The organism is Tumebacillus permanentifrigoris (assembly GCF_003148565.1).
In the GTDB taxonomy this organism is placed as follows: Bacteria; Bacillota; Bacilli; order Tumebacillales; family Tumebacillaceae; genus Tumebacillus; species Tumebacillus permanentifrigoris.
On record NZ_QGGL01000002.1, the window covers coordinates 48,177 to 61,054 of the forward strand.

Here is a 12,878-nt window from a genome sequence, read left to right on the forward strand (position 1 = left end):
CCCCTCTTTCCTCTGAAAAATTAGTTCGTTTCCTGTTCATCTGACGGTGCTTCCTCCAAGATCACGTGTGCGTTCGTCCCACCGATCCCGAAGGCACTGACACCTGCGCGGCGTACGGTGTTCTCGGTGTTCCACGGTTGGTGCTCCGTAATGACATAGAACGGGCTCTCCTCTAGCTTCAAGGCTGGGTTCGGCACTTCAAAGTTCAGGCTCGGCGGCAATTCGCGGTTTTTGAGCGCCAGTGCGGTTTTGATCAAGCCGGCGACACCAGCGGCGGCATCGAGATGCCCAACGTTGGTTTTTAACGACCCGAGCGCGCAGAATTGGCGGCGGTCGGTTTGCTTGCGAAATACTTCGGTCAGTGCAGCGACCTCGATCGGATCCCCAAGGATCGTGCCTGTACCGTGTGCTTCGATGTAGGAGATGTCCTCCGGTTGGACACCAGCCGCCGCCTGAGCCAAAGCGATGACATCGGCTTGACCCGCCTGGCTTGGAGCGGTGTATCCGATCTTGATGTTGCCATCGTTGTTGACCGCCGATCCCTTGATCACGGCGTAGATCGGGTCACCGTCTCGTTGCGCGTCGGAGAGGCGCTTCAGGAACACGACGCCTACGCCGCTGCCGTTCGTCGTACCGGTGGAGCTGGCATCGAACGCTCGGCAATGACCGTCTTCGGAATGCACGAAGCCCGGTTCATAGAGGTAGCCCTGTTTCTGAGGCAATGTGATCGAAGCGCCGCCTGCAAGCGCAAAGTCAGACTTGCCATTCAAGAGGCTCTCACACGCCATGTGCACCGCAACCAACGAGGTTGAGCAGGCGGTGTCGAGGAACATGCTCTCCCCGGTCAAGTTCAATTTGTACGAGACGCGGGTCGTCAAAAACTTCGGCTGCGAGGCCAGCATGCCTTGGAACAACTCCGAGCGGGTCAGGTTGGGAATTCCAGTTCCCGCCATGCCGCGTGACAGGTATTCATAGCCGCCACAACCGCCATAGACGCTGACTTTGCGATTCATGCTCTCGACGTTGTAGCCGCCATCTTCAATCGCCTCCCACGCGCATTCGAGGAACAGGCGATGCTGAGGATTCATCAGGCGCGCTTCCTTCTCCGAAATCCCAAAAAAGTCAGCGTCGAACTTGTCGATGTTATCGAGCAAACCCGCCACTCGCACGAGACGAGCTCGCACTTCTGGGTCTTGGTTGAACGGGGTATCCATCACTTCTTCTAGCGGGAACTCTCGCACAGACTCACGCCCGTTTTTCAAGTTCTGCCAGAATTCATACGGGGTGCTGGCTTCTGGGAAGCGAAGCGCGATGCCGATGATCGCCACCGCTTCCTTGCCTTCGTGACGCTGCTGTTGCTTGACTTGCACGGGGGCAGTTTCACGCAGGTTGTCGGTGGCAGGCGCTACCCCTTCCGCCAAGGATTGGATCGTCGGATACTTGAACAGGTCGGTGAGCGGGACTTTGATCCCGAGTTTCTCCTGCATGGCGTTTTGGACTTTCGCCAGCGCGAACGAATGGCCGCCGACGTCGAAGAAATTGTCCTCGATGCCGAAATCATCATGTTGCAGGACGTCCCGCCAGATCGCGAGGAGTTCCTCCTGTAGCTGGGTGACTGGCATCGTCACCGCCGCCGCTTGCGGTTGCGGCGGTTTTTGCTCGCCCAACGCTTGCAAGGCTTTGCGGTCGATCTTGCCGTTTGGCGTCATCGGGAACTCTGAAACCGGGATCAAGCGGGTCGGTACCATGTACTCCGGCAAAGTTTGGCGGACGTAGCGTCGCCATTCCTTCGCGGGCAGTTCCGCGTCCGTTTCAAGGTAGGCGACCAATTGCATCTCCCCGTCTGCGTCAGGGCTGGCGACGACAAGTACATTGCTGATCTCGTCATGACGGATGAAGGCGTTCTCGACCTCGCCAAGTTCGATGCGGAAGCCCCGAATCTTGACTTGGTGGTCCACACGACCCAGATATTCCAATTCACCATTCTCGTTGAGACGGGCGAGGTCGCCGGTTTTATACAAGCGCTGACCCACGAGTTCCGGGAGTGGAGCTTCGAGGAAGACCTCAGCCGTTTTTTCCGGGTTGTTCAGGTATCGGGTAGCCAATCCTGGGCCGCCGATGTAGATTTCACCCGGTGTGCCCGGCGGCACCAACTGTTGTGTCTCATCGAGCAGATAGAACTTCAGATCGTCCAGTGGTACGCCGATCGGGCTGCCCTTCCACGCGCTGTTCAGGTCTGCGCGCTCAATCGGGCGGTAGGTGGCATGCACGGTGGTTTCCGTGATCCCGTACATATTCACCAGTTGCGGAGCTGCTGGGTAGCGTTCGAGGAACGGGCGTAGCTGCGTGAAGTTCAGCGCCTCACCACCGAAGATCACATAGCGCAGGTGTTGACCCAATCGCCCCTCCCTGTGTTTGGCATCGACGTCGATCAAGCGATAGAACGCGGACGGGGTTTGGTTGAGCACTGTGACGCGCTCCTGACAGAGCAGCTCGTAGAATTCACGGGTCGACGGAGCCAGAATTTTCGGCACGATTACCAGTCGTCCACCGTACAAGAGCGCCCCGTACATCTCCCATACCGAGAAGTCGAAGCAGTACGAATGGAACATCGTCCAGACGTCCTCGCTGTCGAAACCAAAGTGCGGGTGCGTGGCATCCATCAAGCGCCCAACGTTGCGGTGGGTGAGCAACACGCCCTTCGGCTTACCCGTGGAACCCGAGGTGAAGATCGCGTAGATCAGACTGTCTGCCGTGATCAGCGACGCTGGGTTGCTGTCGGGCATCGATTCTAAGACCGCTTGATCCTGATCGAGTGCGATCGTGCAACCGCTGTACGATTGCAGAGCTGTCGGTTGCTCGGCTTGGTAGATCAAGTGCTGGGCGGCGGTGTCCTCCAGAATGTAGGCAATGCGATCTCCCGGGTAGTCTGGGTCGACCGGGATGTAGTACCCGCCCGCTTTGACCACGCCAAGGATTGCGGCGATCATGTCCAAGGAACGCTCCAGCACGAGAACGACCGGCGTGCTCTCCTGCACGCCTTTTTCCCTGAGCAGGTGGGCGATGCGGTTGGCGCGGGCATTCAGTTCTGCGTAGGTCCACGACTCACCGTTGCACGTGACCGCGAGGGATGCAGGCGTTTGCGCCGCCTGTTGCTCGAAGCGCTGCTGCAACGTTTCGTCTGCCAGATACAACTTCGGCTCTGGGTTCAGACCTTGCAAAAGGTGGGCCCGCTCTTGTGCAGAGACCTGCGTGACTGATTCTTGCAACGCGTTCAGTTGTGCTGTCGGTTGCGTCGCCAGCGTCTGCAACGCTTGTTGCAAGCGCGTGGCAAATTGCTCAATCGTTGCTTGGCGGAACAGATCGGTGTTGTATTCAAAACGTACCCGCAACTCGTCCTCCGCTTCGCTGACATTGACGGTCAGGTCGAACTTGCTGACCTCATGCCCTTGGGGCACAAGCGGTTGGTAGATCGGCGACAACGCTTCAAGGAACTGGCGATACGTGAACATCGTCGAGAAGATCGGTGAACGGCTCAGGTCGCGCTCAGGATTCACTTTTTCAATCAAGAGGTCAAACGGATACGCTTGGTGCTGATAGGCGTTCAGGAATTGCTCCTTGACCACCTTCACCAAGTCGCGCAGAGTCTCGACACCGTCCAGAGAAGTGCGCAGCGCCAGGGTATTGACGAAGAAACCGACGATGCTCTCCAGCGATTCTGCTGTCCGTCCGGCAACAGGGGTGCCGATGATGAGGTCCTGTTGGTGAGTCTGTTGGTGCAGGAACAGCACATAACCTGCCAGCAACAGCAAGTACAGCGAGACATCCTCTGCGCAAGCCCGCGCTCGCAGTTCGGCGGTGAGCTGTGCCGGAATCGTCATCCAGACGGCAGCTCCGCTGTCGGTGCGAACCTCTGGACGCGGGAAGTCGGTCGGCAACTCCAGCACAGGCAACGGCTTGGCGAGGGTGGTCAGCCAATAGGACTCGTCCTCCTGCCAACGACCTTTCACGCGCTCTTGTTCCTGCCATTCTGCGTAGTCGATGTATCGCAACGGCAACTCAGCAACTGGCGGCTCCTCTCCAGCAACCAAGGCTTCGTATAGCGCCCCGTGTTCGCGAGCGAGCAGTTCGTTGCTCCATCCGTCGGTGATAATGTGGTGCAAATTGAGGTAGAAGTGATACGCCCGTTCCCCTCGCTTGAACAGCATCGTGCGCATCAAGGGGCCAGTCGCGAGATCGAACGGTTTGCTCTCGCTGAGGGCGATGGTTTCTCTGATGTAGGTGGTTTGTTCGTCTTCGGTGAGTCCACTGAGGTCTTTGTAGAACAGGCGGACTGGGCTATTCGGCATGATTTTTTGGCGCGGTTCCCCGTCGATCTCGACGAAGACAGTTCGGAGCGCATCATGGCGTTGCACGAGCAGAGCGAACGCTTTTTCAAACAGCTTGGCATCCAATTCCTGCAGGATTCCGATCTCCAGCGGAACATGGTAGCTGCGGCTCTCCGGGTTCATTTTGTGAGTGAACCAAAGGCGTTTTTGCGCGTTGGAGAGCACATGGTGCGGTTGGTCAGCAGCTCTCGGGATCACCAACGCCGTCGCTATCTGTTTGGAGTGAATGCGCTCCGCCAGTTGAGCGATCGTCGGGTTTGAAAAGAGTTCCTTCAACTCGACAGCCGCGTTCAGTTCGTTGCGGATACGGTTGAGGAGTTGGATCGCCAGCAGCGAGTGTCCTCCAAGGTCGAAGAAGTTGTCTTGGATTCCGACTTGATCGCGTTTCAACACGTCCGACCAGATGCCCGCGAGAGTCTCCTCCGTGGAGTTGGAGGGTGCCATATACTCCACCACGACTTCAAACGAGTCTTGGGCAGCGAATTGCTCCAAGATGTTGCGATCCACTTTGCCGTTGGGAGTGAGCGGCATCGTCTCCAGTCGCACGAGGCGCGGCGGCACCATGTAGTCGGCGAGCTTGGAACGCAGATGGTCTTTGATTGCGGAGGTTTCGATGTCTACGGAAGTTGCCGTATAGTAGCCAAAAAGAGCCTTGTTGCCGTCTGGGCCTTGGTGGACGATCACGGCCGCCATGTCCACATTCGGGCACTGGGTCAGGGCTTCCTCGATCTCGCCGAGCTCGATGCGGAAACCGCGAATTTTGACTTGGTTGTCAACGCGCCCAAGGTATTCGATGTTGCCGGTGGACAGCAGGCGAACCATGTCACCTGTGCGATACAAACGCTCACCTGGAGCGCCCAGCAACGGATGTTGGACGAACGATTCTGCCGTTTTCTCCGGCTTGTTGTGGTAACCGAGCGCGAGTTGCACGCCTCCGACATAGAGCTCGCCCTTCACGTTGACCGGACAGAGCTGACCACGTGCGTTCAGAACGTACAGTTTGGTGTTGGCGATAGGTACCCCAATTGTGATCACGCTTTGTGGAGCTTCGTAGATCGCGCCAGATACGTCGACCGAAGCTTCGGTCGGGCCGTAGAGGTTGGCGAGCTTGGTACCCGTCGGGTAGAGCGCGAACCATTGTTCGACCAACTTCGAGGGCAACGCTTCCCCGCTGACGATGATCGTGCGCAATTGCGGACGTTCGTCCTGCGGGATCTCTTGCAAGGCCGAAACGACCACCGCCAACAGCGACGGGACGAATTGCATGTAGGTCGCTTTCTCGCGTACCACTTGCTGAATCAGGCGTTGCGGATCAAGCACGACATCCTGTGCCATGATCGACATCATCGCCCCGTGGCGCAACGGCCAGAACAGTTCGATGATCGAGTCGTCGAAGCAGTTGGTCGTGCGCTGGATCACCACATCTTCCGGTGTCAGTTGGAACGTGTCTTGGTGCCAGTGCAAACGGTTAAGTATCGCTCGATGCTGGATCAAAACGCCCTTCGGTTGCCCGGTCGAACCCGAGGTGTAGATCATATAGGCGAGGTCTGTCGACTCGTTGACGATCTCTGGGAGCGTGGTCAGTTGGGTGGAAAGCTCCTCCATGGTCTCCCAGCATTCGTCCAACAAGAGCACGGTTTGGAGGGGAACCATAGCTTGTTCCTGATATCCTTGCTTGGTCAACAGCACGTTTGCCCCAGAATCTTCGATCATGTATTGAATCCGTTGCGCCGGGTATTCCGGGTCGATCGGCACATACGCTGCACCCGCTTTTACGATCCCATACAAGCCGACGATCAACTCGATGCTGCGTTCCATCATGATCGCGATCAGTTGGTTTCGCTGAACACCTTGGGCGCGCAGGTAGTGCGCCAGTTGGTTGGAACGCTCGTGTAGTTCGCGATAGGTCATTGTACGACCCTGATCAGACAGCGCGACCCGGTCGGGGTTCGCTTGGACCTGCTCCACGAACGCATCTAACAACAGCGCATCAAGGTCGTAATCGACAGCCGTGTCATTCAGGCGTTCGTAAACTTGGCTGTCCCCTTCCGTCAACAAAGCAAGCTCACGCAACGGCTGTTGCAGGTCGGTGGCGAATGCGTCGACCACCTGCTGGAACAGATCGGTGAACTTCTGCACCGTCTCGTGGCGGAACAGGTCGGTATTGTATTGCAAGAACAGGTTGCAATCCTGCCCTTCAAACTCCAACAACGTCAGCTGCATGTCGAATTTGCTCGTCATCGTCTCGTAGGGATTGTCAGCCAGTTCAAGCGTGAAATGCTCGCCCTGCAACACAGCAGCCTCACCGATTTCCAACTGGAACATCGTCGAGAAGATCGGCGAACGGCTGAGGTCGCGCTCTGGATTCAGGCGCTCCAACAGGAGATCGAACGGCACCGACTGGTGCTGGAACGCTTCTACAGACAGACGCTTGATCTCTTGCAACAACTCGTGCGGCGTCATGATGCCTGCCAATCGCACGCGAATTGCCAGTGTGTTGACAAAAAATCCAAGGGTACCTTCCAACGCTTCATTCGTTCTTCCGGCGATCGGGACGCCCACGATTAGATCATCCTGACCAGTCAGATGGTTCAAGAGATGAACGTAGGCCGCAAAAAGGAACATGAACATCGAGACATCGCTCTGCTGGGTCACGCGTCGAACCCGCTCGACCAATTCACGAGGCAGGACTTCGACCACGATGCCGCCATGGTGCGATTGCACGTCCGGGCGCGGGAAGTCGGTCGGCAAATCCAGCACGGGCAACGGCTTGGCCAGCTCGTGCAACCAGTACTGTTGCTCCTGCTCAAAAACGCCCCCCTCCGCTTGGGCGGCCTGCCATTCGGCGTAGTCGATGTACTGCAATTCGACCGGCGCCAGATTCGGTTCTCGTCCAGCAACCAATGCGGAGTAGATGAGGTGCAATTCCTTGCCCAACAGGTCCCGGCTCCATGCATCGGTGATGATGTGGTGCATCTGGAGCAGGAATTGGTACTCCTGCTCGCCCATGCGGTAGAGCATGCAGCGTAACAGTGGCCCATTGCTGAGGTCATATGGCTGTTGCTCGGTCTCGCGCAATTTTGCGCGCAGAGCGAGGTGTCGCTCCGCTGTGCTGAGAGGTGTCCAATCTTCGTACACCAGTCGCAACGGAGAGCTCTCCTGCACGAATTGACGCGGTTGCCCCTCCACTTCGCGCAACACCGTGCGCAGAGCGCTATGGCGGCGTACGATCTCCTGCAACGCTGCTTCGAACAACTCGACCTGGATGTCGCCCTTCAGCACCAAATTGAAATAGACGTTGTACGCGGTGCTGGTCGGATCGAACTTGTGGAGGAACCACAACCGTTTTTGCGCGTGCGACAGTTCGTAATGCTCCTGCTCAGGTGCGCGTTCGATGCGGACAATTTCTTGGGAACTGCCAAGGTTGAGCAAGGAATCGACGTGTGCCGCCAATTCAGCGACCGTCGGATTGGCAAACAGGTCTTTGAGTTCGAGCGCGATGTCGAGTGTGTTGCGGATGCGGCTGTGCATGAGCATCAACGTCAGCGAGTGTCCGCCGAGTTCGAAGAAGTTGTCGGTCGTGCCCACTTCTTCCTTGCGGAGCAGTTCCTTCCAGATCTCCGCTAACTTCGCTTCTGTCGGGGTCACCGGCTGGACAAAAGCGTCCGCGTCCGTTTCGAACGTCGCGTCCGTCGACAGTTGCAGCAGCACTTTGCGATCCACTTTGCCATTGGGTGTCTGTGGCATCTGGTCGATCTGTTGAAGAACCGCTGGCACCATGTACGGCGGGAGTTTTTCCCCGAGATAGGCTTTCAGTTCGACGATGTCCAGACTCGACTTGCCGGAGGTGAAAAAGGCAACCAAGGAGTTGCTGTCATCAGGCCCCGCCAGCACGACCACGCCGACGCTGTTCACATCGGGGTGCTGCATCAGCACTTCCTCGATCTCGCCGAGTTCGATGCGGAACCCGCGCACTTTGACTTGGCTGTCCTTGCGCCCGACATATTCCAACGTCCCGTCGCGCAGGACGCGAACGAGGTCGCCCGTGCGGTAGAGACGATCTCCGACTGAGTTCGGCAGATGATTCGGCACGAAGACCTCAGCCGTTTTTTCCGAGTTGTTGTGGTAGCCTTCCGCCAGTTGCACACCTGCGAGGTGCAGTTCCCCGATCACGCCAACCGGACAGAGGTTGCCTTGGCGATCCAGCACGTGCGCTTGGTTGTTCGGCATCACATCGCCCATCGGGATGTTGCGTTCTTGACGGCCTGTCATTTTATAGATCGTCACGTCGACCGTGGCTTCCGTCGGTCCGTATTGGTTGACGAGGGTGACACCTGGTCCGAACAGTTCGTACCAGAGGTTGACCGTCTTGGCGGTCAGCGCTTCCCCGCCGTTGAGAATCCAGCGCAAGGATGGAATCCGCGCTTGTTCAGCCCCCATGTTTTGCAAGCCATACATGAAGCTGTTGAACAAGGTCGGAACGAATTTGATGTAGGACACACTCTCTGCGATCAACGTGTCGCGCAGGCGGTAGGCGTCGACGATGGTTTCCGTCGGGATGATCACCATCCGCGCGCCGTGATGCAACGGCCAGAACAGTTCCGGGACAGATGCGTCAAAGCAGACCGAGGCCCGCTGTGCCACACAGTCTTGCTCGTCGATCGGCAGCTTCTCTTGCCACCAGTGCAACATGTTGTTGAGCGCGCGGTGGGAGATCATCGTTCCTTTGGGTTGTCCAGTCGAACCAGAGGTGTAGATGAGGTACGCGAGGTCGCTCGCTTCATTCAATCGCTCTGGTGTGGAGGTGGGGTACGCGGCCACGTTTTGCCACGTCATCACTTCCTCCGATGCAGGGCTGTCGTCCAACAGAATGATCGTCTCCAGCAACGGCACTTCGGTGCGCACATCTGCCAGATGCATCAGGTAACGACCCTTGGTGAGCACGATGCGCGATTGTGAGTCGGCCAGCGTGAATTGGATGCGCCACTCCGGGTATTCCGGGTCGATGGGCACGTACGCCCCACCCGCTTTTAAAATGCCGTAGATTCCGACGATTGTTTCCAGACTGCGTTCCATCAGGAGACTGACCAAGTGATTGCGCCCGACCCCTTTTTCCCGCAAAACATGCGCGAGGGCGTTCGAACGCTGATGCAGTTCCCCGTAGGTCATCGACTGTCCTTCATAGCGGAGCGCGATGCGTTCCGGGTGCAGGTCCGCTCGTTCGCTGAACTTCTCCATCGCGAGAGAGTTCAGATCGTAGTCGCGCTCCGTCGCATTCATACCCGCGAGAATCTCGCGGTCGCGCTCAGTCAACAGATCGGGCTCGTACAAGCCGATCTCCGTGTTGTCAAGCACGGTAGCAAGCAGGAGCTCAAACTGCTGTGCCATATTGCGCACCGTTTCCTCAACCAACAGATCGGTGTTGTATTCGAGGTGGAGCTTCAAGCCCGCTTCGTTCTCCAGCACTTTCAGTGCGAGGTCAAACTTGCTGGACTGGCGGTGAACTTTCGGCTCCGACATGTTCAAGCCGGGCAAGTGCAGACCGAACGGAGCGTTCGGGAACACGAACTGTGCGGAGAACAGCGACGGACGGCTCGGGTCGCGCTCCGGCTGTACTTTTTCCACCAAGAGATCGAAGGGAAGCTGTTGGTGATCAAACGCTTCGAGACAGCGTGCTTTCACCTGTTCCAGCAAGAGGCGGAACGTGTCATCCTCGCCAAAACGCACGCGGATCGCCACCGTGTTGATGAACACGCCGAGCAGCGCTTCTACTTCCCGCTCGGTCCGACCGGCGACCGGGGTGCCGACAATGATGTCCTCGTCCCCACTCAAGCGATGCAACAGGAGGTGATACACGGCAAACAACGCCATATACAGCGATGTGCCTTCCTGTTCGGCAAAGCTCCGCGCTCTCTCCACCAGCGTCGGGTTCAGCTGCCAATTGTACACAGCCCCGGAATCGGTCATCACGGCGGGACGGTCAAAATCGAGCGGCAAATTCAACACAGGCAACGGCTTGGCGAGTTGAGAGGTCCAATACGCCTCCGCTTCGTCAAACACCCCTGCTGCGATCTGCTCATTTTGCCAAGCGGCATAATCGACATAGCGGATCGCAGGCACTTCCAGTTCTGCATCCTGTTCATGGGAGAGCGCATGGTAGAATTCCGCGATCTCACGGATCAACAGCTGGGTGCTCCACCCATCAGAGATGATGTGGTGGGTGTTAAGATAAAAATGATGCTCCAAGTCTCCGAGGCGGAACAGCATCGTGCGCATCAACGGTGCTTGGGCGAGATCGAACGGTTGGCGAGCATCCTCGTCCATCACCTGTTGGGTCAGCGCTACCTGTTCCTCTGTCGCGAGGTGGCTCACGTCTTGTAGCGGAATCGTCATCTCGACCGCATCGAGCACCACCTGACGCGGTACACCGTCTCGTTCCAAAAAGAGCGTGCGCAGGGAGTCCTGACGTTCGACTACGCATCGCAACGCTTTTTCAAGGAGCTGTGCGTTCAAGTCGCCGGTGAATACCACGCTGTATGGCATATTATAGGAAGCATTTTGAGGATCGAGTTGTTGTTGGAACCAGATGCGGCTCTGCGCATGGGAAAGTTCGTAAGACTCCTGTTGCGGGCGCGGCTGAATCCTCGTCGAAGCGCCTGGACTGTCGAGGCTCACGCTGTCGAGATAGTGCGCCAACTCCTCGATCGTGAGGAACTGGAACAGGTCTTTGATCTTGATCTGTGCTCCGCTGGTTTCCTTGATCCGTGCAAGCACTTGCATCGCCGACAACGAATGCCCGCCCAGCGTGAAAAAGCTGTCTCGAATCCCGACTTGATCAAGTTTCAACACATCCGCCCAGATGCCGGCCAGCAGGTGTTCCGTTGCCGTCTGTGGTGCGACGTAGACGTTGCCCAACTGCGGCTTCGCTTCTAGGGCCAGCTCTTGCAACCCTTTGCGGTCGACTTTGCCATTTGGCAAAAGCGGCAAGGCCGCCAACCAGTGGAATTGCGAGGGGATCATCACATCCGGCAGTTTCTGCTGCAGCGATGCGCGCAACCCTTCAATCGTGAGTTCTTCATCCCCTGTGAAGTACGCGATCAGCGTACAATCGCCCTCTTCCTCGACGCGTGCAACGACCACCGACTCTCGAATGCCCTCTGCCTCGGTCAGCGCGGCTTCAATCTCCCCAAGCTCAACGCGGATTCCGCGGACTTTGACTTGGTTGTCCTTGCGCCCGATGTATTCGACCGACCCATCCGCCAGATAGCGGCCCAAGTCACCTGTGCGGTAGACGCGGTCTGGCTGTGCAACCTGAAGCGGGTTTTGCAAAAATACTTCCGCTGTCAGTTCCGGACGCTTGTAATATCCGAGCGATAAAAAGGGGCTTCGAATGTAGATCTCGCCCACTTGCCCGATCCCACAGAGCTTTTGCTTATCATTGAGCAAGAGCGGGACAGCCCCCTTCATCCCCCGCCCGACCGGAATCGGTTTGCCGATCGCAGGCAACGTCTCGATCCGGTGGAACATCTTGATCATCGTGGTCTCGGTTGAACCATACAGGTTCACCAACTGAATCCGCGTGCCAAAGATGTCCATCCATTGCCGCACATGTTTGACTTCCAGCACTTCCCCGGCCATCAGGATGTGGCGCAAGTTCGGAAACTTTTCAGCAGCTTCGGCGCGTTCCATCGTTTGCAACTCCGCCAGCACTTGGCGGAACACGCTGGGCACGCAATGCACAAGTGTCAATTCCTCGCCCGCAATCCAATTCACCAACGACTCGCGGTCGTGGTACACCTCCTGCGACGGGAGGCAGACAACGCCCCCTGCACAGAGCGGGACGAAAATATCACGCAAGCAGGCGTCGAAGGACAGGGCGGCAAACTGGCTTACGCGATCCCCAGCCCCAATGCCAAACTCTTCGATCTCCCACCTAATAAAATGCGACAGACTCTTATGACAACCCATGACCCCCTTTGGTCGCCCAGTAGAGCCAGAGGTGTAAAAGACATAATTGAGATCCATCGGCTCGTTGATGAGCTCTGGGCTGGATGTCGGATAAATATGCAGTTCGGTAAACTGACGGGTCAGCAAGACCTGCGAATTTGAAAAAAGTGTGCGCATCTGCTCCTCGAAGGAATCTTGGGTAATCACCCAGTTCGGAGCTACTTCAGATAGAATCATGGAGAGTCGATCCTGTGGATAGTTCGGATCGAGCGGGACAAATGCCGCCCCAGCCTTGAGCACCCCTAGCAGCGAGACGACCATCTCCACGCTGCGCTCCAGCAGAATCGCTACGGGTTCACTGCGCCCGACTTGTTTGTCGCGCAGAAAGTGCGCCAGTTGGTTCGCACGTTGAGCAACTTCTCGGTAGGTCACGTGCTGTGAGCCAAATGAGACCGCCACCTGGTCAGGAGTCCGTTCCGCTTGCTGATCAAACATTTGCCAAATAAAGTTTAATTGGTCCGTCATCTACACATGCCTCCTTAG

At 57.2% G+C, this 12,878-nt stretch carries 1 protein-coding gene; it reads right to left on the reverse strand.

Features of this window, described 5'->3' with window-relative positions:
• Nucleotides 1–20: 20 nt before the first annotated feature.
• A complete protein-coding gene (locus tag C7459_RS02500) occupies nt 21–12,860 on the reverse strand; it encodes a non-ribosomal peptide synthetase (RefSeq protein WP_109686000.1) in 12,840 nt (4,279 codons plus the stop codon).
• Nucleotides 12,861–12,878 lie beyond the last annotated feature (18 nt).

Excerpts from the sequence above, each read along its gene's own strand:
- C7459_RS02500 (WP_109686000.1), bottom strand. The coding sequence starts at position 12,860 with ATGACGGACCAATTAAACTTTATTTGGCAAATGTTTGATCAGCAAGCG.